The 25,417-nt window shown below is 76.3% G+C and carries 22 protein-coding genes; 16 read left to right on the forward strand and 6 right to left on the reverse strand.

Annotation, left to right across the window (positions count from 1 at the left end; translation table 11 throughout):
* The first annotated feature begins 19 nt into the window (after positions 1-19).
* The 12 genes from Sya03_RS20920 (at position 20) to Sya03_RS20975 (ending at position 14,125) form a co-directional block, all read left to right on the forward strand.
* Positions 20-1,000, forward strand: a complete 981-nt coding sequence (locus Sya03_RS20920) for a carbohydrate ABC transporter permease (protein WP_203940059.1) — start codon at positions 20-22, stop codon at positions 998-1,000.
* Entirely contained in the window at positions 997-1,929 is a 933-nt protein-coding gene (locus tag Sya03_RS20925; protein WP_203940060.1) for a carbohydrate ABC transporter permease, read from the forward strand. Before Sya03_RS20920 ends, Sya03_RS20925 begins: the two co-directional genes overlap by 4 nt.
* A gap of 63 nt (positions 1,930-1,992) precedes the next feature.
* Complete coding sequence (locus Sya03_RS20930; protein WP_203940061.1) at positions 1,993-2,745, forward strand: HAD family hydrolase; 753 nt, start codon at positions 1,993-1,995, stop codon at positions 2,743-2,745.
* 40 nt (positions 2,746-2,785) lie between these two features.
* Positions 2,786-4,276 carry an acyltransferase family protein gene (locus tag Sya03_RS20935; protein ID WP_203940062.1) on the forward strand — a complete coding sequence of 497 codons (1,491 nt, stop codon included), beginning with the start codon at positions 2,786-2,788 and terminating at the stop codon, positions 4,274-4,276.
* 102 nt (positions 4,277-4,378) lie between these two features.
* Complete coding sequence (locus Sya03_RS20940) at positions 4,379-4,891, forward strand: TrmH family RNA methyltransferase (protein WP_203940063.1); 513 nt, start codon at positions 4,379-4,381, stop codon at positions 4,889-4,891.
* Between the two features lie 49 nt (positions 4,892-4,940).
* Positions 4,941-5,486 carry a chemotaxis protein CheW gene (locus tag Sya03_RS20945; protein WP_203940064.1) on the forward strand — a complete coding sequence of 182 codons (546 nt, stop codon included), beginning with the start codon at positions 4,941-4,943 and terminating at the stop codon, positions 5,484-5,486.
* The gene (locus Sya03_RS20950) at positions 5,483-6,874 is read left to right on the forward strand and encodes a CheR family methyltransferase (RefSeq protein WP_203940065.1); all 1,392 of its coding nucleotides are present in this window, start codon (positions 5,483-5,485) and stop codon (positions 6,872-6,874) included. Before Sya03_RS20945 ends, Sya03_RS20950 begins: the two co-directional genes overlap by 4 nt.
* Positions 6,871-7,416, forward strand: coding sequence for a chemotaxis protein CheW (locus tag Sya03_RS20955; protein ID WP_203940066.1), 546 nt, complete (start codon positions 6,871-6,873; stop codon positions 7,414-7,416). The genes Sya03_RS20950 and Sya03_RS20955 overlap by 4 nt, the downstream gene beginning before the upstream one ends.
* Complete coding sequence (locus Sya03_RS20960) at positions 7,409-8,881, forward strand: methyl-accepting chemotaxis protein (protein WP_203940067.1); 1,473 nt, start codon at positions 7,409-7,411, stop codon at positions 8,879-8,881. Before Sya03_RS20955 ends, Sya03_RS20960 begins: the two co-directional genes overlap by 8 nt.
* On the forward strand, positions 8,878-11,112 hold the full coding sequence (locus Sya03_RS20965) for a hybrid sensor histidine kinase/response regulator (protein WP_203940068.1): 2,235 nt from the start codon (positions 8,878-8,880) through the stop codon (positions 11,110-11,112). Before Sya03_RS20960 ends, Sya03_RS20965 begins: the two co-directional genes overlap by 4 nt.
* A complete protein-coding gene (cheB, locus tag Sya03_RS20970; protein ID WP_203940069.1) occupies positions 11,109-12,173 on the forward strand; it encodes a chemotaxis-specific protein-glutamate methyltransferase CheB in 1,065 nt (354 codons plus the stop codon). Before Sya03_RS20965 ends, cheB begins: the two co-directional genes overlap by 4 nt.
* Positions 12,170-14,125 carry a response regulator gene (locus Sya03_RS20975; RefSeq protein WP_203940070.1) on the forward strand — a complete coding sequence of 652 codons (1,956 nt, stop codon included), beginning with the start codon at positions 12,170-12,172 and terminating at the stop codon, positions 14,123-14,125. Before cheB ends, Sya03_RS20975 begins: the two co-directional genes overlap by 4 nt.
* Here the strand turns inward: Sya03_RS20975 and Sya03_RS20980 are convergent.
* The 4 genes from Sya03_RS20980 to Sya03_RS20995 form a co-directional block, all read right to left on the reverse strand.
* Positions 14,075-15,049, reverse strand: a complete 975-nt coding sequence (locus tag Sya03_RS20980) for an alpha/beta hydrolase (protein ID WP_203940071.1) — start codon at positions 15,047-15,049, stop codon at positions 14,075-14,077. The genes Sya03_RS20975 and Sya03_RS20980 overlap by 51 nt on opposite strands.
* A 4-nt stretch (positions 15,050-15,053) precedes the next feature.
* Complete coding sequence (locus tag Sya03_RS20985; RefSeq protein WP_203940072.1) at positions 15,054-15,569, reverse strand: class I SAM-dependent methyltransferase; 516 nt, start codon at positions 15,567-15,569, stop codon at positions 15,054-15,056.
* Between the two features lie 65 nt (positions 15,570-15,634).
* Positions 15,635-18,160, reverse strand: a complete 2,526-nt coding sequence (locus Sya03_RS20990) for an FtsX-like permease family protein (RefSeq protein ID WP_203940073.1) — start codon at positions 18,158-18,160, stop codon at positions 15,635-15,637.
* The gene (locus tag Sya03_RS20995) at positions 18,157-18,930 is read right to left on the reverse strand and encodes an ABC transporter ATP-binding protein (protein WP_203940074.1); all 774 of its coding nucleotides are present in this window, start codon (positions 18,928-18,930) and stop codon (positions 18,157-18,159) included. The genes Sya03_RS20990 and Sya03_RS20995 overlap by 4 nt, the downstream gene beginning before the upstream one ends.
* Positions 18,931-19,082: 152 nt before the next feature.
* Between Sya03_RS20995 and Sya03_RS21000 the strand changes: the two genes are divergently transcribed.
* Positions 19,083-20,297, forward strand: coding sequence for a sensor histidine kinase (locus Sya03_RS21000; RefSeq protein WP_203940075.1), 1,215 nt, complete (start codon positions 19,083-19,085; stop codon positions 20,295-20,297).
* Positions 20,294-20,938: a response regulator gene (locus tag Sya03_RS21005; RefSeq protein WP_203940225.1), complete on the forward strand. Its 645-nt coding sequence runs from the start codon at positions 20,294-20,296 to the stop codon at positions 20,936-20,938. The genes Sya03_RS21000 and Sya03_RS21005 overlap by 4 nt, the downstream gene beginning before the upstream one ends.
* Here Sya03_RS21005 and Sya03_RS21010 read toward each other — a convergent pair.
* Together Sya03_RS21010 and Sya03_RS21015 are read right to left on the reverse strand one after the other, a co-directional pair.
* Positions 20,931-21,494 (reverse strand): DUF305 domain-containing protein, encoded by a 564-nt coding sequence (locus tag Sya03_RS21010; RefSeq protein WP_203940076.1) that lies wholly within the window; start codon positions 21,492-21,494, stop codon positions 20,931-20,933. The genes Sya03_RS21005 and Sya03_RS21010 overlap by 8 nt on opposite strands.
* A 66-nt stretch (positions 21,495-21,560) precedes the next feature.
* Positions 21,561-22,310 carry a lytic polysaccharide monooxygenase gene (locus Sya03_RS21015; protein WP_203940077.1) on the reverse strand — a complete coding sequence of 250 codons (750 nt, stop codon included), beginning with the start codon at positions 22,308-22,310 and terminating at the stop codon, positions 21,561-21,563.
* A 339-nt stretch (positions 22,311-22,649) separates the two neighbouring features.
* Here Sya03_RS21015 and Sya03_RS21020 point away from each other — a divergent pair, with 339 nt between their 5' ends.
* Entirely contained in the window at positions 22,650-23,603 is a 954-nt protein-coding gene (locus Sya03_RS21020) for a hypothetical protein (protein WP_203940078.1), read from the forward strand.
* A gap of 88 nt (positions 23,604-23,691) precedes the next feature.
* A complete protein-coding gene (locus Sya03_RS21025; RefSeq protein WP_203940079.1) occupies positions 23,692-25,401 on the forward strand; it encodes a hypothetical protein in 1,710 nt (569 codons plus the stop codon).
* The last annotated feature ends 16 nt before the right edge of the window (positions 25,402-25,417 follow it).

Raw genomic sequence — 25,417 nt, forward strand, 5'->3', positions numbered from 1 at the left:
GGCGGAAGGGAACAGGTCAGTGATCAGAGTTTTGAACGCCTTGATGGCGATCGTCGGCGGGGTCGGGGGCGCCCTGCTGCTCTACTACGCGCTCAACAAGATCGCCGAGCGGCTGCCGCAGAAGTGGGAGGAGCGGATCAAGCCGTACGTCTTCGTCGGCCCCGCGGTGCTGGCCATCGGCGTCTTCCTCATCTATCCGGCGATCCGCACGATCATCCTCAGCTTCGCCAACTCCACGAGCACGGCCTGGGTCGGCCTGAGCAACTACACCGACCTGCTCAGCTCCAGCGACTTCCGGGCGACGCTGTTCAACACGCTGCTGTGGATCATCATCGTGCCCACGCTGACGGTGATCCTCGGCCTGGCCGTCGCGGTGCTCACCGACAAGCTGCGGCCGACGTTCGAGAAGTTCAGCAAGTCGATCATCTTCCTGCCGATGGCGATCAGCGGTGTGGCGCAGGCGGCCATCTGGCGGTTCATCTACGAGGCGCGGCCCGAGGGCCAGCCGCAGATCGGCCTGATGAACGGCATCGTCACCGCGCTCGGCGGCGCGCCGGTGGCGTGGCTGCAGCAGGACCAGGCGCGGATGAACAGCTTCCTGCTCATGGTGGTGCTGGTGTGGGCGCAGGTCGGCTTCGCGATGGTGCTGCTGTCGGCGGCCGTCAAGAGCGTGCCCGACGAGACCCTGGAGGCGGCCCGCATCGACGGGGCCAGCGAGCCCCAGGTGTTCTTCCGGGTCGTCGTCCCGCAGATCTGGCCGACCGTGATCACCGTCTTCATCACCGTGCTCATCGCGGTCATGAAGATCTTCGACGTCGTGTACGTCATGACCAACGGCAACTTCACCACCGACGTCGTCGCGGTCCGGTTCTTCAACGAGCTGTTCCGTAACGGCAACTACGGCTGGGCGTCCGCGATCGTCGTGATGCTGATGATCGCCGTGACCCCGGTGATGATCTACCAGGTGCGGCAGTTCCGGGTGCAGGAGGCAGCGCGATGACCACCACGAGCAACACGCCGCCACCGGTCGCCGCGCCGGCGCACACCCAGACCAAGGCCACCAAGCTCACCGGCGGGCACGGCGACAAGATCCACCGGCCGAGCTGGTTCGCCCGCATCGTCGTCGGGATCCTGTGCTTCGTGTGGATCGTGCCGACGGTCGGCCTGCTGGTGACGTCGTTCCGCGGCCCGGAGGACGCCCTGACCTCCGGCTGGTGGACGGCGCTGGCGTCGCCGTTCGACCTGACCCAGTGGACGATCGCGAACTACTCCGAGGTCTGGACCGAGGGCGGCATGGGCCGCGCGTTCCTCAACAGCTTCGTGGTGAGCGTCCCGGCCACCATCATCCCGATCATGATCGCGGCGTTCGCGGCGTACGCGTTCACGTTCATGGAGTTCCGCGGCCGCGACGTGCTGTTCGTCGTCATCGTCGGCCTGCTCGTGGTGCCGAACCAGGTGGCGCTCGTGCCGCTGCTGCGCATCTACAGCGACCTCGGGCTCAACGGCACGTTCCTGTCCGTCTGGCTCGCCCACGCCGGCTTCGGCATGCCGCTGGCCATCTACATCCTGCGCAACTACATGGCGACGCTGCCGCGGGGCATCATCGAGTCCGCGAAGGTGGACGGCGCGAACCACTTCGCGACGTTCTGGCGGCTCATCGTGCCGATGTCGGTGCCGGCGCTGGCCTCGTTCGCCATCTTCCAGTTCCTCTGGGTGTGGAACGACCTGCTCATCGCGCTGGTCTTCCTCGGCACCGGCGACAACGCCGTCGTCACCGTCAACGTGGCGTCGCTCGTCGGCTCCCAGGGCCAGGGCTGGCAGCTGCTGACCGCCGGCGCGTTCCTCAGCATGGTGGTGCCGCTGCTGGTGTTCGTGTCGCTGCAGCGCTACTTCGTCCGCGGCCTGACGGCCGGCTCCGTCAAGGGCTGACGCCCGTCCGACCACGAACGGCCCGGCGCCTGCGCGCCGGGCCGTTCTGTCATGATCGCCCGGGTGCGCGCGATCGTTCTCGACTTCTACTGCACCCTGACCGACCCGGCGGCCGAGGGCGGGCGGCGGGCGGCGTTCGCCGCCACGGCCGCGGCGCTCGGGGTGCCCGCCGACGACTTCTGGGCCGCCATGTCGGGCACGTTCCGCGACCGGATCGTCGGCCGCTACGGCGGCACCCGCGACACCCTGCGCGCCATGGCCGCCCGGTGCGGCGCCACCGTCGGCGACGACACCCTCGACGCCGCCCTGACCGTGCACCGGGCCCGGGCCGCCGACCTGCGCCCGCCCCGCCCCGAGGCCCTCGCCGTGCTGGACGAGCTGCGCGGGCGCGGCTGGCGGACCGCCCTGATCAGCGACTGCGCCTCCGAGCTGGTGGAGAGCTGGGCGGGCACCCCGTACGCGGCCCGGATCGACGTGCCCGTGTTCAGCTGGCGGTCCGGCTGCCGCAAACCCGACCCGCGGCTCTACGCGGCGGCCGCCGCCGGGCTGGGCGTGCCGGCGGAAGCGTGCTGGTACGTGGGCGACGGCGGCGGCGGCGAGCTGGCCGGGGCGCGGGCGGCCGGGATGCGGCCCGTGCTGGTCACCAACGCCGCCTACCCCGGCGCGGGCGCCTACCGGGTGGACGCCGACCCGTACCGGCCCGCCGACGCCGTGGACGACCTCACCGGGCTGCTGAACCTCTGCGGGCACCCGATCGGGGTCGGTCGATCGAGGCGTCCCGTGCGCCCCGATCGGTCTGACTTATCGTCGGAATGAGTTATGGCCGTTTTGCCGGGCCGGTCGCTAGGTTTTCGCGGTGCGCAACCGCTACATCGACCTCCTGAGGGCCGCGGCCATCCTGCGCGTCGTCGTCTACCACGCCGTCGCCTGGCCCTGGCTGACGATCGCGCTGCCCGCGATGGGCGTCATGTTCGCGCTCGCCGGGTCGCTGACCGCCGCGTCGCTGGAGCGGCGCGACGCCGCCCACGTCGTGGTCTCGCGCATCCGCCGGCTCGTCCCGCCCCTGTGGGCGCTGGCCGCCGTCGCCGTGCCCGCCATGTACCTGGCCGGCTGGGACGACGAGAAGATGGGGCTGCACCGGCTGGCGTACTGGATCGTGCCCGTCGGCGACCCGCCCGGCAGCGAGTGGGGCGGCGACCTGTGGGGGCCGCTGTGGTACCTGCGGGCGTACCTGTGGTTCGTGCTGCTGTCGCCGCTGCTGTGGTGGGCGTACCGGCGCGCCGCCTGGGCGGCCGTCGCCGCGCCGTTCGCCGCGCTGCTCGCCCTGCACGTCACCGGCTTCGAGTTCTACGGCAACGGCGACGCCATCGCGTGGGACCTGGCCACGTACGGCTCCTGCTGGATCGCCGGCTTCGCCCACCACGACGGCCGGCTGCAGCGCCTGCGGGCGTGGGTCGTCGCGCCCGTCACGCTCGCCCTCGGCGCCGCCGCCATGCTGTACCTGCGCGCCCACCCCGAGGAGTACCGCAGCGACCTCGGCGACGTGCCGATCGCGCAGGCGCTGTGGGCGTTCGCGTTCGTGCTGCTCGCCCTGTGGTGGGAGCCGCCGATGGGCTGGCTCGACCGGGTGCGGGGCCTGGCGGCCGCGGTGCGGCTGCTCAACGCCCGCGCCGTCACCGTCTACCTGTGGCACAGCCCGGCGATCTTCGCCACGATCGCGCTGCTCGGCTGGCTGGCCCTCGACGACCTCGGGCCGCTCGACGCCCCGGCGACGCTGGCGGGGGCGCTGCTGCTGACCGCGGTCGCCGTCGTGGCGTTCGGCTGGATCGAGGACCTGGCGGGCCGCCGCCGGCCCCGGCTGTGGCCGGCCGCGGCGGCCCCGGACCGGCCGGCCGCGCCCACGGGCGCCGATGGGCCCGCGGTCAAGCAGCACTGGACCCACGGGCCCGCGTCGGAGCCCGACTTCCTGCAGCGCCTGGCGGCGGCGGCCCCGGCCGCGGCGGCCCCCGCGCCGCCGGGGCAGCGCCGCCCGGCCGCCGGCGACGAGCCGGTGACCCACCGCCTGCCGGTCGCCCCGGCGGAGCCCTCCCCCGGCGGCGCGGTGCCGGGCCCGCGGGCCGAGCCGGCCGCGGCGGCGCCGCCCACCGGCCCGCCCACCGGCCCGGATACCGGCGGGCACCGCGGTGGGCACGGTGCGCTGCCGGCGGGTGGGTTCGGGGCCGGGCGGGGCGGGCGGACGCCGGAGCGGCTCGCCGCCGAGCCGCCCAACACCGGCCCCTGGTTCTCGTCCGCGCGGGAGCACCGGCCGCCGGCCCGGCCGGTCGACGCGCGGGAGCGGCGCCGGTAATCCGGTCGCGGCGGCAAGCCCGGGCGGCCTACCGTCGGGGCCCCGGGGACCGCCGCCGGGACGCCGTCGATGGCCCGCGTGCGCCGCGAAGCACGCCCGAGCATGAACCCGCACGTCCGCAGCCGCCGGGACCTGCGCGCGCAGCGCCGCCCGGCCGCCCACCGCTGCTGGGGCCACCTGATCGCCGCCCCGCTGTGGCCCCTGTACGACGCCAACCTCGGCACGCTGCTGCGCACCTGCGACGCGGTCGGGGCGTGCCTGGCGGTGCCGCGCCGCCCGTGGGCGGACCGGGCCGTCGAGCGCGGCAACACGCTGCGCCGGCCGAGCTGCGTGCACCGGGTGGCCGGGCCGCAGCGCTGGCTCGCCGCCGAGCGGGCCGCCGGGGCCCGGGTCGTGGGCGTCGAGCTGGCCGACGAGGCGGTCCGGCTGGGCGACCTGCCCGCGGCGCGCCGCCGCACCGTGGTGGTGCTGGGCCACGAGCGGACCGGGCTGCCGCCGGAGGCGCTGGAGCACCTGGACGAGCTGGTGGAGATCCCCATGGTCGGCACCGGGCACAGCCTGAACGTGGCGGTGGCGGGGTCGCTGGTGCTGTACAAGCTGGCGGGGCTGCTGTGAAGCACGCGGAAACGTGAAACAGGCGAAGAACTCTCGCTAATCTGGGCTAATGACCCAGGTCGGACAATTTGCTGCGCCGGCGGGTCCGGCGACCCACGGCGACGCCTGCCTGGTGTTCCGTGCCGGCGGTCTGCTCGCCGCGCTGCGCCTGGCCGACGTCGCCGAGGCCATGCGGCCCCTGCCCACCCGGCCGCTGGCGGGCACCGCCCCGTACGTGCTGGGCCTGACGATCCTGCGCGGGCGGCCCGCCCCCGTGGTCGACGTGGCGCGCCTGCTGGCCGGCGAGACCGCCGAGCCCACCCGGTTCGTCGCCGCACGCACCGGGCGCGGCCTGGTCGCGCTCGCCACCGGGCCCGTGCTCGGGGTGCGCCGGCACCTCACCGACGACGACACCGGCGAGGCCGTCCAGCAGAACACCGCCCTGCTCGGGCCCGCGCCCGGCCGGCTCGTCGAGGCGATCGGCACCCTGGCCGGCGAGCCGCTGTTCCTGCTGCGCGGCCTCGGCATGGTCCCCGACGAGGTGTGGTCGGCGGTGCAGGACACCGACGCCGATCACGGCGGCGGCCCGCCGGCCGAGGCCGGGGGCGCGCCGTGACCGCCGCCGCGGCCGAGGCCGCCGCCCTGACCCGGTTCCGCAGCGTGCTCGTCGACCGGTTCGGCTGGTCGAACGCGGACACCGACGACGACCAGCTCGCCCGCGTGCTGCGCCGCCGGGCCGCCCACCACGGCCTGCACCAGCGGGACTACCTGCGCCTGCTCGGCACCGGCGAGCCGGCCGGCGAGCTCGACACGCTCGCCGAGGAACTCACCATCACCGAGACCTACTTCTTCCGGCACGCCGAGCAGTTCGACGCCCTCGCCACCGACGTGCTGGCCGAGCGGATCCGCCTGCGCGCCGCGGCCGGGCAGGAGGAGCTGCGGATGCTGTCGGTCGGGTGCTCGTCCGGCGAGGAGCCGTACACGCTCGCGATCGTGGCCCGCGGGGTCGCGCCCGGTCCGGGCTGGCACATCTCCGTGCTGGGCGTCGACGCCAACCCGGCCATGCTGCGCCGCGCCGCCGCCGCCCGGTACTCGTCGTGGGCGCTGCGCGAGACGCCCGCCGACGTGCGGCGGCGCTGGTTCCGGCCGCGCGACGGGCTGTTCGAGGTCGACGACCGGATCCGGGCGGACGTGCGGTTCCAGGCGTACAACGTGGTCGCCGACGACCCGGCGCTGTTCGGCGCGGGCCGCTACGACGCGATCTTCTGCCGCAACCTGCTCATGTACCTGACGCCGGAGGCGGCCGGCCGGCTGGTGCGGCGGATGACGGACGCGCTGGCGCCCGGCGGCGGGCTGTTCCTCGGCCACACCGACACGCTCGGCAGCCGGCCGCCGGGCCTGCAGCCGCGGCACCGCAACGCCAGCACGCACTACCGGCGCGTCCGGGGCGACGACGGCGCGCCGCCCGCGCCGCCGCAGCCGCGGGAGATCGCGGCGCCGCCCCCGCCGCCGGGCCGCGGGGTCCGCGAGCGGGTGCTCGACCTGCTGCGCGACGAACGGTTCGGCGACGCCCAGCAGCTGCTGGCGGACGAGGCCGGGCCCGGCGACGAGCTGTTGCACGCCGTCGTGCTCGCGCTGACCGGCCGGCTCGACGAGGCGGAACGGCGCTGCCGGGAGATCCTCGACGCCGACGGGCTCAGCCCCGACGCCCACCACCTGCTCGGGGTGTGCCTGGAGGCGCACGGCACCCCGGACGCGGCCGTGGCGCAGTACCGGCTGGCCGCGTACCTGGACCCGGCGTTCGCCATGCCGCGGCTGCGGCTCGGCCTGCTGGCCCGCCGCCGGGGCGACGACGCCGTCGCCCGCACCGAGCTGGAGAACGCCCGCACGCTGCTGCGCCACGAGACCGACGAGCGGATCCTGGTGTTCGGCGGCGGGTTCGGCCGGCTCGCGCTGAGCACGCTGTGCCGCACCGAGCTGGACCAGTGCGGGAGCGCCCGGTGACCACCGACGTGCGGGCCCTGACCGCCGACCTGCGACGGCGCTTCGACGCCGACTTCGCCGTCCCGCCGCGCAGCGCCGCGGCCCCGGCCGAGGAGCTGCTGGCGCTGCGGGCCGGCGGCGAACGCTACGCCCTGCGGCTGCGCCAGGCCCAGGGCCTGTACGCGGAGCGGCCGATCACCTCCCTGCCCGGCCCGGTCGGCGCCCTGCTCGGCGTCGCCGCGTTCAGCGGGGCGATCGTGCCCGTCTACGACCTGGGCGCCCTGCTCGGCCGGCCGGCCGACCCGAGCCCGCGCTGGCTGGTGCTGGCCGCCGGGACGCCCGCCCTGGCCGTGGCGTTCGCCGAGCTGGACGGCCACGTGCGGGCCCGGCCGGGCGACCTGGTCGCCGAGCCGGACACCCGCGGCGGGCGGCGGGCCCTGCGCGGCATGGTCGCCCTGCCCGGCGGGACCCGCCCGATCGTCGACCTGCCGGCGGTGCGCGCCACGGTGCTGGCGCTGACCGGCTCGAAACCCACGAAGGAAAGCGGTGACGCGGATGGCTAGGCGGACCTACGGGCGCAAGCTGGGCGGCGGCCTGGCGATCAGCATCGTGCTGACCCTGCTCATGGGCGCGGCGGCGGTGGCGGCGCTGATCGTCGTGCGCGACGCCAAGGACCGGGTGATCGACACCGCGGTGAGCGGCCTGGTCAACGCCGAGCGGCTGCACACCGCGGCCAGCGACAAGATCGCCGCGAGCCGGGGATTCCTGCTGACCGGCGAGGAGGAGTACGCGCGGGAGACCGACGTGGCGCGGGCCCGGTTCGTCGAGCTGACCGCGACGCTGCGCGACCGGCTGGCCGACTCCCCCGAGCTGCCCCGGGTCGACCAGGTCGCCCAGGCCGAGGCGGCGCACGACGCGGTGCTGCGCCAGCTCATGGCGTCGCGCCGCACCGGCGAGCAGCAGGCGGCGGTGGCGCGGGCGTTCGACCAGCAGCTGGCGCCGCTGCGCGACACCATGGACAGCCGGATCGACGCGCTGACCGAGGTGCTGCGGCAGGACGCCGTCGCCGCCCGGGCGGACTCCTCGGCCCGGGCCTCGCGTGCGGTCGGCGTGGTCATCGGCCTGGGCCTGCTGGCGATCGTCTCGGCGATCGTCGTGGCGGTCCGGCTCAGCCGCAGCCTGCGCCGCGAGGTCGGCAGCGCCGTCGGGCACATCCAGAGCTCGTCGGCGCAGCTGGAGGCGGCGGCCGCGCAGCAGGCGTCGGGCGGCCGCGACCAGGCCAGCGCCATGAACGAGATCACCACGACGATCAGCGAGCTGCTCATCACGTCGCGGCAGATCGCCGAGAGCGCCCACCGGGTCTCCCGGATCGCCGAGGAGACCGCCGAGGCCGCCCGCACCGGCGACGCCACCATCGAGCAGACCCGCGAGTCGATCACCGCCATCCGCACCCAGGTGGACCAGATCGTCACCCACATGCTGGCGCTGGGCGAGAAGTCGCAGCAGATCGGCGGCGTCGCCGACCTGGTGTCGGAGCTGGCCGAGCAGACCAACATCCTGGCCATCAACGCCACCATCGAGGCCAGCGGCGCCGGCGAGTGGGGCCGGCGGTTCGCGGTGGTCGCCGAGGAGATCCGCAAGCTGGCCGACCGCACGGCCGGCTCGGCGAAGGAGATCCGGGCGCTCATCGACGACGTGCGCGGCGCGGTGAACACCACCGTCATGGCCACGGAGATCGGCGTCAAGGCCGTCGACGCGGGCAGCCGCACCTTCGACGAGGCCACCAGCGCGTTCGGGCGCATCGGCCAGCTCGTCGCCACCACCAACGACGCCACCCGCGAGATCGAGCTGTCCACCAAGCAGCAGACCACCGCCGTCGAGCAGGTCAACGTCGCCGCAGCCGACACCGCCCGGGTCACCCGGGAGACCGAGGCCAGCGCCACCCAGACGCGGCAGACCGCCGCCCACCTCAGCGGCCTGTCCAGCGACCTGCTCGACCTCGTCGGCACCGGGCCGGGCCAGAAGTGACGTCCGACCCGCTGCGTTACTTCCGGATCGAGGCGCGGGAGCTGGCCGACGGGCTCAGCCAGGCCGCCCTCGACCTGGAGCGCGGGCCCGACCCGGACGTCGTGGGCCGGATGCTGCGGCTGGCGCACACCCTCAAGGGCGCCGCCCGGGTGGTGCGCCAGCCGGCGCTCGCCGAGCAGGCGCACGCCCTGGAGGACGTGCTGGTCGAGCACCGCGAGACGGGCGGGCCGCTGCCGGCCGCCGACGCGGGCCGCATGCTCGACCTGACCGACGCGATCGCCGCCGGCGTCGCCGCGCTGGAGGCGCCCGCCGGTCCGCCGCCCGCCGCGCCACCCGCCGCACCACCGGCCCGGCCGCCCGCCCCGCCCTCCGCGCCCTCCGCGCCGCCGCCCGCCCCGCCGCCGGGGACGTGGGGCGGGACCGCGACCGCCGTCCGCACCGCCCCCGTCGTCGCCACCGTCGCGGCGCCCGTGTCCGCCCATCCCGGCCCGGACCCGGCCCGGGAGACGGCGCCGGATCCGGTCGGCGACCCGGCGGCGGGCCGGGGCGCCGGGTCCGACGTCGACGAGCTGCTCGACGCCGTCGGCGAGGCGCACGCCCGGTTCGCGCCCCTGCACGCCCAGGCCGCCACCCTGCACCGGCTGCGCCGCGCCGCCGACTCCCTCGCCGACCAGCTGCGCGGCGACGCCGAGCTGATCCGCAGCGGCCCCGCGCGCACCGCCGGGGTGCGCGGCAGCGAGGCGGTGCGCGCCGCCGCCGTCAAGCTCGCCGGTGAGCTGGCCGTGCTGGGCCGCCGGATGACCGACTCCGTCGAGCAGGTCGAGCGCGAGCTCGACGACGTGCGCGGCCGCGCCGAGCGGCTGCGCCTGGTGGCCGCCGCCAGCATCTTCACCGGCCTGCACCGGGCGGTGCGCGACGCGGCGCGCGCCCAGGGCAAGCGGGTCACGTTCACCGCGGGCGGCGGCGACCTGCGCATCGACCCGCAGATGCTCGCGCAGGCCAGCAGCGCGCTGCTGCACGTGGTGCGCAACGCGGTCGCCCACGGCATCGAGGGCGAGGCCGGCCGCGCCGCCGCCGGCAAGCCCGCCGAGGGCAGCATCGCCGTGCAGGTGGCGCGGCGCGAACGCTTCGCCGTGTTCACGGTCACCGACGACGGCCGCGGCTTCGACCTGGACGGGGTGCGGCGCGCCGCCGTCGCCCGCGGCCAGCTCGCCCCCGACGCGGTGCCCACCGGCGAGGAGCTGGTGCAGCTCGTGCTGCGCGGCGGGATCAGCACCGCCGAGGGCCTCACCGAGGTCGCCGGGCGCGGCATCGGCCTGGACGTGGTGCGCGACATGGCCGAGCAGGTCGGCGGCAGCGTGGCCGTGCGCACCACCCCGGGCGCCGGCAGCGTCGTCGAGCTCGCCGTGCCGCTGACCCTGGTGTCGCTGCACGGCCTCGTCGTCGAGGCCGGCGGGTCGGTCGCCACCGTGCCGCTGGACCAGGTGCGCTCCTGCCTGCGCCTCGACGCCGCGCAGGCCGCCGCGGTGCTGGCCGCCGGGCGGCTGGCGCACGAGGGCGAGGCGCTGCCGTACCTGCCGCTGTCGCGGGTGCTGACCGACGCCGGGCCGCCGGACCCGGGCCGCGCGGTCGTGGTCGTCATGGCCGCCGAGACCGGCCGGGTCGCCGTCGGCGTGGACCGGCTGCTCGGCACCAGCACGATGGTGGTGCGGCCGCTGCCCGAGCTGGCCCCCGCCGACCCGGTCGTCGGCGGGCTCAGCCTCGACGTCGAGGGCAACCCGCGCCCGGTGCTGGACCCGCGCGGGTTGCTGCAGGCCGCCCTCGGCCCGGCCCCGGCCGCCCCGTCCGCCGAACCGGCGCAGCACCTGCCGATCCTCGTCGTCGACGACTCGCTGACCACCCGCATGCTGGAGCGCAGCATCCTGGAGTCCGCCGGCTACGAGGTGGACCTCGCCGCCAGCGCCGAGGAGGCCCTCGACAAGGCGCGCCGGCGCCGGTACGCGCTGTTCCTCAGCGACATCGACATGCCGGGCATGAGCGGCTTCCAGTTCGTCGAGCAGACCCGCGCCGACCCGGAGCTGGCCGACGTGCCGGCGATCCTCGTCAGCTCCCGCTCCTCGGCGGCGGACCGGCAGCGGGGCCTGGACGCGGGCGCCGGGGCGTACGTGGTGAAGGGCGAGTTCGACCAGGAGGAGCTGTTGCGCCACATCCGGAAGCTGGTGCCGGCGTGATCCGGGTGCTGGTGGTCGAGGACTCGCTGACCATGCGCCACCACCTGCGGGCGTCGCTGGAGCGCGACCCCGACCTGGAGGTGGTCGGCGAGGCCGTCGACGGGCAGTCCGCCGTCGAGGCGTGCGCCCGGCTGCGGCCCGACGTGGTGACGATGGACATCATGCTGCCCGGCATGAACGGCCTGGCCGCCACCGAGCACATCATGGCCGAGACGCCGACGCCGATCCTGGTGGTGTCGTCGGCGGACCGGCACGAGCTGTTCACCACCTACGACGCTCTGGCCGCCGGCGCCGTCGACGTGCTGGAGAAGCCGCACGGCGACGACTCGGACGCCACCTGGGGCCAGCGGCTCTGCTACGCGGTGCGGCTGGTGTCGCGCATCCGCGTCATCACCCACCCCCGGGCCCGGCTCGACGGCCGCCGCCGCGAGACCCTGCCCGTGCCGGCGGTGCTGCCGGAGCCGTCGTCGCCGCTGTCGGTCATCGCGGTCGGCGCGTCCACCGGCGGGCCGGGCGCCATCACGCAGCTGCTGCGCGCCCTGCCGTCCTCGGTGGACACGCCGGTGCTGGTGGTGCAGCACATCGCGGCCAGCGAGCCGTTCGCGGTGGCGTTCTCCGACTGGCTGGGCGGCAACCTGGACCGGCCCGTCGCGTACGCCCGCGACGGCCAGAGCCTTGCCGCGGCGACCGGCCGGGTGGTGCTGGCGCCGCCCGACCGGCACCTGACGGTGGAGCACGGGGTGCTGCGCCTCGGCGACGGCCCGCCGCGGCACTCCTGCCGGCCCGCCGTGGACAACCTGTTCGAGTCGGTGGCGCGGGAGGCCGGGGCCACCGCCGCCGGCTGCCTGCTGACCGGCATGGGCCGCGACGGCGCGGCCGGGCTGCTGGCGCTGCGTCGCGCGGGCGCGGTCACGTTCGCCCAGGACGAGGCCAGCAGCATCGTGTACGGGATGCCGCGGGAGGCCGCGCTGCTGGGCGCGGCGGCGCACGTGCTGTCGCCGGAGCAGATGGCGCGCCGGCTGGCCGACCTGGCGCCGCACCGGCTGGCGAGGCGCCCGTGAGTCACCGGGTGCTCATCGTGGACGACTCGCTGACCGTGCGGATGGACCTGCACGAGGCGTTCGAGTCCGACGGCTTCGACACCGTGCTCGCCGCCACGGGCGCCCAGGCGCGGGCCGCGTTCGCCACCGAGCAGTTCGACGTGGCGGTGCTCGACGTGCTGCTGCCCGACGACGACGGCGTGGCCCTGCTCGGCACGCTGCGCGAGGACCCGGCCCGCCGCGACACCGTCGTGGTGCTGCTGTCGTCGGAGGCGGAGGTGCAGGACCGGGTGCGCGGCCTGCACACCGGGGCCGACGAGTACGTCGGCAAGCCGTACGACGTGGGGTACCTGGTGGCGCGGACCCGGCAGCTGCTCGGCGAGCGCGCCCCCGAGGGCGGCCCGGCGGCGGTGCTGGTCATCGACGACAGCGCCACGTTCCGCGAGCTGCTGCGCGAGGAGCTGACCGCCGACGGCTACGCGGTGCTGACCGCCGAGACCGGCGAGGAGGGGCTGCGGCTGGCCGCCGACCGCCGCCCGCAGGCCGTCATCGTGGACGGGGTGCTGCCCGGCATCGACGGCGCCACGGTGATCCGCCGGATCCGGCTGGACGCGGCGCTGCGCGACACCCCGTGCCTGCTGCTGACCGCGTCGGAGGACTACGCGACCGAGCCGCAGATGCTGGAGGCGGGCGCGGACGCGTTCGTGCGCAAGCAGCAGGACCTGGCGGTGGTGAAGGCGAAGCTGACGGCGATGCTGCGGCACAGCAGCGCCGGGCCGCCGTTCGACGTCACGACGGGCAGCCTGCACGGCCCGCGCAAGGTGCTGGCCGTCGACGCCGACGCCGAGCGGCTGCGCGCCGTCGTGGAGCTGGCCCGCGACGACGGCTACGAGGTGGTGCCGGCCGGCTCGGTGGAGGACGCCCTGGCGCTGCTGGGCGCGCAGACCGTGGACTGCATCGTGCTGGGGGCGTCCGACGACGTCGACGCGGCGGTGCGGCACTGCCGGCGGCTGCGCGCGGCCCCGGAGATCGCCGAGATCCCACTGGTGATGACGGGCGGCGCGGAGGCGGCGATGGTGGCCTGCCTGGCGGCCGGCGCCGACGACTTCGTGCGCCGCTCCGACGCCGCGGACACCCTGCGCGCCCACGTGCGGGCGCAGATCCGCCGCAAGCAGCTGCAGGACGAGGGCCGCCGGATCCGCGACGAGCTGATGCGCCGCGAGCTGGCGGAGGCGCAGGAGCGGGCGGCGCGCGAGTTGGCGGAGACCCGCGCGGCGCTGGTCGAGGAGCTGGAGTGGCGCAACCGCGAGCTGGAGGCGTTCAGCGGCTCGGTGTCGCACGACCTGCGCGGCCCGCTGCAGATCATCGCGGGGTTCGTGGAGGAGCTGCTGGAGGAGACCGACCCGCCGCTGGAGGGGGCGGTCCGGCACGGCGTGGAGCGGATCGCGGTCGCGTCCGAGCGGATGCGCGACCTGGTGGACTCGCTGCTGCGCCTGGCGCGGGCGTCGCGCGGCGCGCTGAACCGGCGCGAGTTCGACCTCACCGACACCACCTGGCAGGTGATCAAGGAGGTGGCGGCGCGCAGCCCGGAGCGGCAGGTGGCCTGCACGGTGCAGCCGGGGCTGCGGGCCGACGGCGACGAGTCGCTGGTGCGGGTGGTGCTGGAGAACCTGGTGAACAACGCGTTCAAGTACAGCGGCCGCGCCACCGCGCCGGCCGTCCACGTCGGAGCGTCCGGCGACGCGTTCTACGTGCGCGACAACGGCGCCGGGTTCCCGGCCGGGAAGGCCGACCAGCTGTTCCGGCCGTTCGCGCGGCTGCACAGCGCGGCCGAGTTCCCCGGCACCGGCATCGGCCTGACGACGGCCCACCGGATCGTGGAGCGGCACGGCGGCCGGATGTGGGCCGAGGGCGTGGAGGGCTCAGGCGCGACGTTCTGGTTCACCCTGCCGGGCGTCGAGCAGCCGGCGTAGCCAGTCGGTGCGGGCCCGCCGCGCCGCCACCGACACCGGCGCGTCCGGCACGCCGAACTCGAAGCCGTGGAAGCCGCCCGCCCACACGTGCAGCTCGCAGGCCACCCCCGCGGCCCACAGGCGCCGGGCGTAGGCGACGTCCTCGTCGAGGAAGACGTCGGCGGAGCCCACGTCGAGGTACGCGGGCGGCAGGCCGTCGACGCGGGCGCGGGCCGGCGCGGCGTACGGCGACACGCCGGCGGTGCCGCGGGCGTCGCCGAGCAGCGCCGTCCAGCCGAACAGGTTGTCCCAGCGGTCCCAGGTGTTGTGCAGCTCCGGCGGCTCCCCCGGCTCGGGCACGGTGCGGTCGTCGAGCATCGGGCACACGAGCAGCTGACCGGCCAGGGCGGGCCCGCCCCGGTCGCGGGCCAGCAGCGCGGTCGCCGCGGCGAGGTTGCCGCCGGCGCTGACGCCCGCCACCACCACGGTGGCGTGCCGCTCGGCCGTCCAGCCCAGCGCGGCGAAGCAGTCGTCGGCGCCGGCCGGGAACGGGTGCTCGGGGGCCAGCCGGTACTCCGGGGAGACGACGGTGACGCCGAGCTGCTCGACCCAGTCGGAAGCCAGGGTCAGGTCGGCGCGGGCCGCGCCCGCCACCATGCCGCCGCCGTGGATGTGCAGCACGGCCGCGCGCGCGGGCCCGCCCGGCGGGCTGAGCACGTACAGCGGCACGCCGGAGGCGGTGGTGTGCTCCTCGACCCGGATGCGGCCGCCGCGGGCGAGGTCGGCGACCGTGGGCACCTCGGCGGCGCCCAGCGCCCGGGCCGCGGCGAGGGTGCCGGCGGTGAGCGGCCGGGCGCGCCCGGCGGCCCGCAGCCCCGGCAGCGCCGCGAGCAGCACCGGGTCGATGGTCTCCGGCGCGGTGTGGCGAGGGTGGCGCTCGGTCATCGGCTCATTGTCGCGGCGGGTGGCCGGTGAGGTGCAGCAGGGGCCCGTCGGTGCGGGCGGCGCACCGCCAGCCCGCGGCCGCCAGCGCCGCCCCGGCCGCCCGGGCGAGCCGCTGCGCGGCGTCCGGCGCGGGCGGCTCGTAGCACAAATGCAGCGCCGCGCCCGGGGCCAGCCGGGCCGCCAGGACGGCCAGCTCGGCGGTGGCCGGGCCGGTCCAGAAGGCGTTGACGTTGACGGCCAGGGCCGCGTCGAACGGCTCCCCGGCGGCGGGCAGGTCGCGCAGGGCGAGCCGGTCGACGACGGCGGCCCCGGCCGCGACGTGCGCGGCGTTGCGGGCGCGGGCGCGGGCCACCGCGGTGGCGGACCGGTCGAGGGCGTGCACCCGGGCGCCGGCCGCGCACAGCAGCCCGACCGCGACGCCGGGGCCGCAGCCGATCTCCAGGACGTGGTCGCCGGGGCGCGCCCCCACCGCCGCCACGGCCCGGACGATGCGCTCGGGCACGGTCTCGGACACGGTCATGGCCGCACGGTAACGCACCCGCCCGACGGTTCCGGGCGGGTGCGCGACCGCGATGCCGGCAGCCGTCAGCCGTCGGTGGCCAGCGCCGCGACCGGGCTGACCCGGGCCGCGCGCCGGGCCGGCAGCACCCCGGCCAGGGCGGTGAGCGCCGTCAGCGCGATCAGCACCACGCCCAGCTGCCAGTACGGCACCTCCAGCGGGGCGTCCAGGCCGAGGGCGCGCACCGCCAGGAACGCGTACGGCACTCCCAGGGCCAGGCCGAGGACCGCGCCCATGAGCCCGTACAGGCCGGACTCGGCGGTGAGCATGGCGCGCAGGCCGGTGCGGGACAGGCCGACGGCGCGCAGCAGGCCGGACTCGCGGACCCGCTCCACCACCGACAGGGCGGTGGTGGTGCCGACCCCGACGACGGCGATGAGCACGGTGAGGCCGATCAGCCCGACGGCGATGGCGACCAGGGCGTCGAACAGCCGGTTGATCTCGTCGCGCTGGTCGGCGAGCACGGCCACGGCGCCGTCGGCGCCGGCCGCCTCCCGCAGGGCGGCCCGGGCCTCGGTGCGGCCCTGTTCGCCGGTCCGGGCCGCGTCGGCGAGCACGCCGGAGGCGCCGGCCGGCGCGCCGAGGGCGGTGAGGTCGGCCGGGTCGAGGACCAGGGCGGCGCCGAGCGGGCCGGACGACCCCAGGACCGCGCCGACCGTGACGGTCACCGTGCGGCCCTGCACGGTGACCGGCACCGGGTCGCCGGCGCGCACCCGCAGGTCGGCCGCGAGCCACCCGGCGATGAGGACCCGGCCGGGGCCGAGGTCGGCCAGCGAGCCCGACTCGGGGTGCACGCCGCGCAGGGCGGGCAGGTTCGCGGTGACCACGTCGATGGCGTCGTGGTCCATGTCGAGGCCCGGCACCCGCGCGGTGACCCGCCGATACGGGGTGACGTTAGCCAGCTTGTCGCTCGCCGCGACGCGCTGCACCACGGCGGCAGGCAGCGGGTCGTCGCCGTCGGCGACCAGTTCCAGGTCGGCCGGCGCCTCCAGCGCGATCTCGCTCTCGGCGAGGGTGCGCAGCGACGCCGCGCCGACCAGGGTGCCGGCGATGAGCGTGACGCCCAGCGCGACGACGACGCTGACCGCGGCGGCGCGCCGGGGCGCCCCGCCGATACCGCCGACGGCGAGCCGCCCGATCGGGCCGACCCGGCGCAGCGGCAGCCCGATGACGTGCAGCACCGGCCGGACCAGCACCGGGCCGAGCGCCATCAGCGCGAAGAACGCCAGCGCCCCGGACGCCACGACGAGCAGCAGCGGCATCGCCGGGTCGTAGTTCTGCTCGTCCCGGCCGGGCAGCATCGACACCACCAGGACGGCCGCCGCCGCGGCGGCGCCCGCCAGCAGCACCCCGAAGCCGGCCCGCACCCAGCCGATGGTGCGCTGCGACGCGGTGGTGCTGGCCGCGCGCAGCGCCTCCAGCGGCGACACCTTGGCGGCGTTCGCCGCGGGCGCCAGCACGGCCAGCACGGTCACCAGGATCGCGCCGGCCACGACGGCCACCGCGGGCAGCAGGGGCGCGCCGGGCGCGGCCATCCGCATGCCGAACAGCCCGACCAGGTGCGGCGCGGCGGCGCCGAGCAGGGCGGCCAGCCCGACGCCGACCGCGCCGGTGACCAGGCCGATCAGGGCGCCCTCGGTGACGAGCGCGCCGGACAGCCCGCGCCGGCCGGCGCCGACGGCGCGCAGCAGGGCGAGCTGGCGCATCCGCTGCGCGAAGACGATGCGGAAGGTGGACGTGGCGACCAGGGCGGCGGCGATGACGGCGATCGCGATGAACATGCCGACCAGCGCGAACACGGCGCCGACGTCGCTGGTGGCCTGCTCGGCCTCCGCGGTGCGCACCTCGGCGCCGGTGCGCAGCCGCGGCGGGGTCTCGCCGGCGGGGGCCGTGAGCAGCGGCGCGACGGCCCGCTCGACGGCGGCCGGGTCGGCGCCGGGCGCCAGGTGCACGTCGATCTGGGTGAGGTAGTCCCCGCCGTTCAGCGCGCCGACGACCTCCGACGGGGCGTAGGCCTGGGCGCCGCTGTCGGACCGGGCGGTCACGATGCCGGTGACGGTGAGCGTCCGCGCCGTCTCCTTCTCCGTGTCGGGGTCCCAGCCGCGCACGGTGACGGTGGAGCCGGTGGTGAGCTCGAGCCGCTCCGCGGTGCGCGGCGTGACGGCGACCTGCCCGGGCCGGGCCGGGTACGTCCCGGACGCCAGGGTGACGGTGGCGAGCGGGCCGGCGCCGGGGTCGGCCTGGACGCTCAGGTAGTCGCCGGCGCCCCGGTTCAGCTCGAAGCCGGTGTCGAGCCGGCCGGCGGTGGCGGCGACGCCCGGCAGCGCGGCGATCCTGCGCCGCAGCGCCTCGCCGGCCCCGTCGGTGACGACGAGGTCGGCGGCGGCGGGGGTGCCGGCCAGGCCGGCCAGCACCGTCCGGGTGGTGACCTGGTGGCCGAGCACGGTGGCGTACACGACGAACGCGGCGATGAGCACGGCCAGGCCGGTCAGCAGCAGCCGCACCGGGCGGCGGGCGATGCCGCTCAGCTGGGTCGACAGCACCCCGCTCATCGCGGCGCCGCCAGGCTCTGCAGGGCCTCGGTGACGGTGGCGCGGTCGGGCTGGGCCAGGTCGCCGGCGATGCGGCCGTCGGCGAGCAGCACCACCCGGTCCGCGTACGCGGCGGCGGTGGGGTCGTGGGTGACCATGACGACGGTCTGGCCGAGCTCGCGCACCGAGGTGCGCAGGAACGACAGCACCTCGGCGCCGGACCGGGAGTCCAGGTTGCCGGTGGGCTCGTCGGCGAAGACGACCTCGGGCCGCGCGACCAGGGCGCGGGCCAGCGCGACGCGCTGCTGCTGGCCGCCGGACAGCTCGCTGGGCCGGTGCCCGAGCCGGTCCGCCAGGCCGAGGACGCCCACGAGGTGGTCGAACAGCGCCCGGTCGGGCCGCCGGCCCGCCAGGTCGAGCGGCAGGGTGATGTTGCGGGCCGCGGTGAGCTGCGGCAGCAGGTTGAACGACTGGAACACGAAGCCGATCCGCTCGCGGCGCACCTTCGTCAGCACCCGGTCGCCCTGCCGGGTCAGGTCGGTGCCGCCCAGCATCGCCTGGCCGCTCGTGGCGGTGTCGAGGCCGGCCAGGCAGTGCATCAGCGTCGACTTGCCGGAGCCCGAGGGGCCCATGATCGCGGTGAACTCCGCGCGGCCGAAGCCGACGGTGACGCCGTCCAGGGCGCGCACGGCGGTGTCGCCGCGCCCGTACACCTTGACGAGGTCGACCGCGGCCACGGCGGCGAGGCTGTGCTGCTCAGCCGTGGGATCGGCGCGGTGCTGCGTTCTCATGGGTCCTCCAGCGGTCCGTCAGGTTGACGGTGCCGAGCGTGGCCGTAGCCGCACGGCTGCCGCATCGGTCCGCGGGCGGGTCCCGGCCGGGCGGCGAGTCTGCCTTTCGGCTGATCCAGGTCGCTCCGGGCCCCGATTACGCTGGGTGCACGATGAAGACCGACCCGCGCCAAAACCGGTGGTTCCGCCTCGGCCAGCTGGGCGTCCTCGGCGTGATGGCCCTGCTCGGGCTGTTCGACCTGGGGTACGGCATCACCGAGGTCGGCAGCGGCCCCGTCGCGGCCGCGATCGTGCTGTGGCGGGTGGCGCTGGCGGTGGCCACCGCCGCGGTGTGGCTGCCGATCCGCCCCAGCGGCTCGCGGGTGCTGGCGTACCAGGCGATCGCCCTGTCGGTCGTGTCGTTCGTGACGACCGTCGTGCTCGCGGTCGGCAGCAGCTCCGGCGTCAGCGGCGTGTGGGGCCTGGCCGAGACGCTCGGCCTGCTCGGGGTGATCTTCGTGGTGGCCCGGCGCGGCGCGACGCGCCCCGCGCTGGCCGCCGTCGCCGCCACCGGCCTGGCGGTGTCGGTGCTGCCGGCCCGCAGCGGCGGCACCGAGGAGTTCATCATCTTCGGGATGTTCCTGGCGCTGTGCGCCGGCGCGGCCGCCGTCTCCGGCATGCACCTGCGCATGCTGGAGAACGGCCGGGAGCGCGCCATGGCGACCGTCCGGGCGGAGCAGCGCGCCGAGTTCGCGCGCGACCTGCACGACTTCATCGCCCACCACGTGACCGGCATCGTCGTGCAGGCGCAGGGCGCCCGGTTCATCGTCGAGCAGGACCCGCAGCGGGCCATCGCCGCGCTGGAGCAGATCGAGCGGGCGGGCGCCGAGACCATGACGTCGATGCGCCGCATGGTCGGGGTGCTGCGGGACCGCAACGCGCCCGCCGACGCCCCGCTCGCCCCGCTGGCCGGGGTGACGGAGCTGGGCCCGCTGCTGGACAACTTCGCCGCGTCCGGCCCGCCGCTGCCCCGGCTGCACGTCGACGGGAACCTGGCCGGGCTGCCGGTGGAGGTGTCGACGTCGGGCTACCGGGTCGTCATGGAGGCGCTGACGAACGTGCGCCGGCACGCCAGCGGCGCGAACGTGGTGGACGTGTGGATCCGGCGTACCCCGGACTGGCTGCTCGTCCGGGTGGCCGACGACGGCGCGCCGCAACAGACCCGCGGGCCGGGCGGGCCGCGCGGCGGTGCGGGCGGCTACGGTCTGGTGGGGCTCGGCGAGCGGGTGCGGGCGGTGGGCGGCCGGATCACGGCCGGCCCCGGCATCGGCGGCGCGGGCTGGGTGGTGGACGCGGCGTTGCCGCTCGATCGGGAGGTGGCCCGCTGATCCGGGTGATGGTGGCCGACGACCAGGCGATGGTCCGGACCGGCTTCGGGATGATCATCGGCGCGCAGCCGGACATGGAGCTGGTCGGCGAGGCCGCCGACGGCGTCGAGGCGGTCGCCATGGCCCGCCGGCTGCGGCCCGACGTGGCCCTGTTCGACATCCGGATGCCCCGGATGGACGGCCTGGAGGCGCTGCGGCTGCTCGCGGGCCCGGGCGTCGCGGACCCGGTCAAGGTGGTCGTCGTGACGACCTTCGACCTCGACGAGTACGTGCACACGGCGCTGCGCAACGGCGCCTGCGGCTTTCTGCTCAAGGACTCCGGCCCGGCCCTGCTGGTCGAGGCGGTGCGCGCCGCGCAGTCCGGCGACGCGCTGATCAGCCCGTCGATCACCGTGCGGCTGCTGGAGCACCTCACCCCGCCGGCGGCGCCCAAGCCGGTCGACGACGCCGGGCTGTCCCCGCGCGAGCTGGACGTGGTGAAACTCGTCGCGCGGGGCCTCACCAACGCCGAGATCGCCACCCAGCTGTTCATCTCCGTCGGCACGGTCAAGACGCACCTGGGCAGCGTGCAGTCGAAGCTGGACGCCCGGAACCGGGTCGAGATCGCCGCCTGGGCGTGGGAGCGCGGGCTGGTCAGCTAGCGAGCAGCTTCAGCATCTGCTGCACCTGCTCCTGGCGGGTCGTGGTGATCTGCCCGGCGAGCGCCTTGGCGTCGGCGTTGGCGCCCTTGCCGCTCTCCATCCGCGCCACCTCGACGGTGTTGTGCAGGTGGCCGAGCAGCAGCGACAGCGCCGTCCGGTCGAAGTCGGCCTCGCCGGCGGCCTTCAGCTCCTCGATGTCGGACGGGCGCAGGCTGTGCAGGTCGCCGTGCCCGGCGTGCACCCCGGCGTCCTGGTCGGCCTCCAGCGGCGCGCCCCAGCCCTGCAGCCACGCCGTCATCGTGCGCGACTCGTCCGCCCACTGCTGCTTCATCCGCGCGGCGAGCTGGCGCACCTCGGGCCGGCGCCCCCGGTCGGCGGCCAGCGCCACCAGCTCGGCGCCCTGCCGGTGGTGGTCGAGCACCATCTGCAGGAACATCACGTCGGTCTCGTTGTGCGGCCCCGCCACGGCGGCGACGGGCGCCTCCTGCGGCGCGGGGCTGCCGCACCCGGCCGCCAGCACGGCCGCGGCCAGCGCCAGCACGGCACGACGACGCATCCGGTCACTCCCTGGAAGCAAAGGGCGCAGGGCCCGCACCTCGCGGCACGGGCCCTGCGCGGACGATCAGACCCGTTCCCAGAGGGCGGGCACGTTCGGCGGCTCCCACCCGGCGAGGGCGGTGTGCGCCTGACGGCACCGGTAGGTCGCGCCGCCGTAGGTGACGGTGCTGCCGGTGCTGTACGCCGTGCCGGCCCGCCACGTCCCGCCCTGCGACGGCGGCTGCGTGGTGGGCGGCGGGTTCGTCGGCGGGCGGGTGGTGGGCGGCGGGTTGGTCACCGGCGGCGGGTTGCCGCCACTCCCGCCGATCTGCAGGTCGACACAGGCGTAGAACGCCATCGCGGTGTCGGCGATGTTCCACCGGGCGAGCACCGTCTGCCGGCCGGTGCGGCCGCCGAAGTTGACGTTGTGCGACACGGTGGCGCCGGGCTGGCGGCCGCCGTCGTCGAACACGGCGATGCGGCTGCCGCCGATGAAGTACTCCCACGTGCTGGTGGAGTGCCGGGCGGTGAGCACCCAGTTGAACGTGGCGCTGGACCCGACGGAGGTAGCCCGCCAGCCCTTGCCGTTGTCGTTCAGGACGGGGAACCGGCCGCCGCCGTTGCACTGCATCGAGCCCTTGGGGGCCTCGACGCTCTGCGGCTCGTAGACGACGTCGCCGCACCCGGACACGATGCCCTGGGCGCACTGGGCCTGCCGGCTGGGCGGGTTGGAGACGTACCCGTGCGCGGACGCGGGCGTCACGGCGAAAAGCGAGGTCGCCGCTACGGCCGCTGCGGACGCCAGCGGATACAGGATGACTTTCTTTGTCTTCATGAAGTGTTCCTCACTCCTTCATGCGGACTGCGGGGGGCGCAGACGGTGAGCCGCAAGGGCTGTGGCGGCCGTTCTGTTGGGACCAACCTAATTTAAAGACTGTTAACAGTAAATAGATTTCGTCAACTCTTAAGGAAGCGTCTGACCGTAACGGCATTGATCCGCGCCGCTTTCCTTTTCGAACGTGGCACGCAATTGTGCGCCCATTCCCCGCGCCCCTACCCGGGCCCGCCCGCCCGGGGCCGCCCAACGGACATGCCGGGCCTATTGCACAATTGGTGGTGTGTCGGTCACGATGGGCTACGAGATGTAGTGGTCGGGCGAGTCGGAGGTGCGACGGTGGGCGTGCGGTGGCGCCGGATCGCGACCGGCGCGGGGCTCGGCCTCGCGGCGGCAGCGGGCGCCCTGCTGCTCAGCTCCTCCCCCGCCGCCGCGGACGACGGGCCGGGGCTGCTCCGCTCGGCGACGTCCACGGCGACGTCCACGGTGACCGCCACGGTGACCTCCACGGTGTCGAAGATCCCGGTCGTGTCCACAGCGCCCGCCGTCTCGCGCACCCTCGACCGGGTCGTCCCGCGGGGCGACCGGCCCGCCCGGCCCGCTTCCGGCACCGCGCGGCGGGCCGCCGCGGACCGTCCTGTCCGGACCCGTCCGGTCACCCGGGCCGTCTCGCAGGTCACGTCACGCGCCGTCCGGCCGGTGGTCGAGCCCGTGGTCCGGCCCGCCGCCTCCGCCGCGCTGACGCCGGTGTCCCGCCTGGTGGAGCCGGTCACGGCGCCCGTCGTGGCCACCGTGACGCCGGTCCTGCGCCAGGTCCTCGGCCCGGTGGTCACCGCCGTGCCGGCCCTGCCGTCGGTCCCGGAGCTGCCCGGCGCGCCTTTGCCGCCGCACCACCACGCGGCATCGGCCGACCCGGCTTTCCTGCCCTCGGCCTCTGCCCTCATCCCGCGCGACGCCCACGCCGCCGTCCGGGGTGCCGATGGGGCCGCTCTTGGTGCCGATGGGGCCGCTCGTGGCGCCGTCTTTGGTGCCGCTCGTGGTTTCGCCGCGGAGCCGCCCGCCGGGCAGCCCGTGGCCGCGCCACCGGCGCCCGCCCCGGACCCGCACCACCCCGCCCACCCGGGCACCCCCGCGCCGCAGCAGGCCGCGCCCACGGGCGCCGGCTCGCCGGCCCAGGCCGCCCCGGCCCTCGACGTCCCCACCCGCCCGGCGGCCGCCTACGCGGCCGCCCTGCGGCGCACCGCCGACGCGCCCCTCGACGCCGCGTCCGCCCCCGACACCCGCCCCGGCTGACGGCTCACCAGTCTCCGTCGTCCGAAGAACTCCCCTGCCCGGCCGCGCTCACCGCGCGCCCGGCGACCCCAAGACTGGTAGGCCTGACATGAACCGCTGGATCCTCCGTGGCCTCGCCACGGCCGGCTGCGCCGCGGGCTGGTGGCTGCTGACCGCCACCCCCGCCCACGCGGACGCACCACTGCCGATCACGATCACGAACCAGGCGGACGGCAGCTCCCTGCTGAACCTCCGCGTCGACCTGACCGCCCGCCCCGACACCGCCACCCGGGCCACGACGCTCCGCCCCCGTGCCAAGGTCACGATCACCCGCGACCGCGGCACCACCCGCTCCACGGCACCGGCCGCCCGCAAGCCGCAGGCCACGGCCAAGGCCCGGGCGACCACCACCCCGACGCGCCCGACGACGACCGCCCGCCGACCCCTGGCCGACGCCGAGGCGAAGGCCCGGGTCACCACCGACCCGGCCGACGTGGCCCTCTGCGTGCGGGCCGCGGTCCTGGGCACGGCGAGGTCCTGCAACCCGCCGCCGTCACCCACCACCGCGACACAGTCACCCACCACCAGGACGCCGGTCGCCGACGCCCGCGGCGACCTCCGTGCGGACCTCGATCCCGTCACGCTCGACGTGTGCGCCACGGCCGCGGCCCTGGGCACCGCGCCCGGTTGCGGCGGCCCGCCGGCCCTGGCTGACGCGAGGCCGGTCCTCGACGCGCGCGGCGATGCCGCGGCGAACCCGGACCTCGTCGCCCTGGGCATCTGCCTGAGTGGGGGCACCGCGACCAACTGCGGCTCGACCACCGCCCCCACTCCGGCGCCGGCCCCGAACCCGATCGTCGACGCACGCGGCGACCTCACGGCCGACGCCGACCCGGCCGCCCTGGACCTGTGCCTCAACGCGGCAGTCCTCGGCACCGCCACCAATTGCGGAGCGCCCACCGCCCCCACTCCGGCGCCGGCCACGAACCCGATCGTCGACGCACGCGGCGACCTCACGGCCGACGCCGACCCGGCCACCCTGAACCTGTGCCTCAACGCGGCAGTCCTCGGCACCGCCACCGACTGCGGCTCGCCCACCGGCTCCACCCCGGCCGCGGGTGGCACCACGACGGGTGCCGACGCACCGGCCGGTGCGGGGCTCGACGTCTGCGTCGGCACCGCGGCGGGTTGTGACTCCCCCGCCGGCGGGCCGACCACGGCCGGCGGCGACACGGCCGCCGTCGAGGCGTGCGTCGTCGTGGGCGGGTCCGGCTGCGGGACCGCCGGCAGTTCGCTCGTCGAGGCCGGCGCGGCCGTCAATGGCGGGCTTCAGCCCGTCGCGCTCGGCGCCTGCGTGAGCGCCGCCGTCCTCGGCGACGCCACCGGATGCGGCACCACCGACGGTAGCAGCACGACCGGCGGCACCACCACCGGCGGCGGTGTTGTTCTCGACGCGTGCGTCACCGTCGGCGCCGCGGGCTGCGGCGACGACCAGCCAGCGACGGGCGTCGCGGCCGAGGTGTGCCTCGCCCTCGGTGCCGCAGGCTGCGGCTCCGGCACGACCCCGGGCACCGGCCCTGGCACGAACCCCGGAACCGGGACGGGCGCCGGCACCGATGTGGGTGTCAGCGCCGGCGGCCTCGGCGGCGGCACGGTCGTCACCGCGGCCGCCGGTGGCACCGTCGACAGCGGGACCGAGCAGAGCGCCGGGCTCGGCCGCCTGCCGCGGACCGGGGCGGCCCTGCTGGGTGCCGCCCTGGTGCTGCTGGCCGCCGGGTTGCTGCTCGTGCTGCTGACGCGGCGCCGCCGTACCGCCTGATCCGCCGTGCGCGGCG

The sequence above is a fragment of the Spirilliplanes yamanashiensis genome (assembly GCF_016863475.1).
GTDB lineage: Bacteria > Actinomycetota > Actinomycetes > Mycobacteriales > Micromonosporaceae > Spirilliplanes > Spirilliplanes yamanashiensis.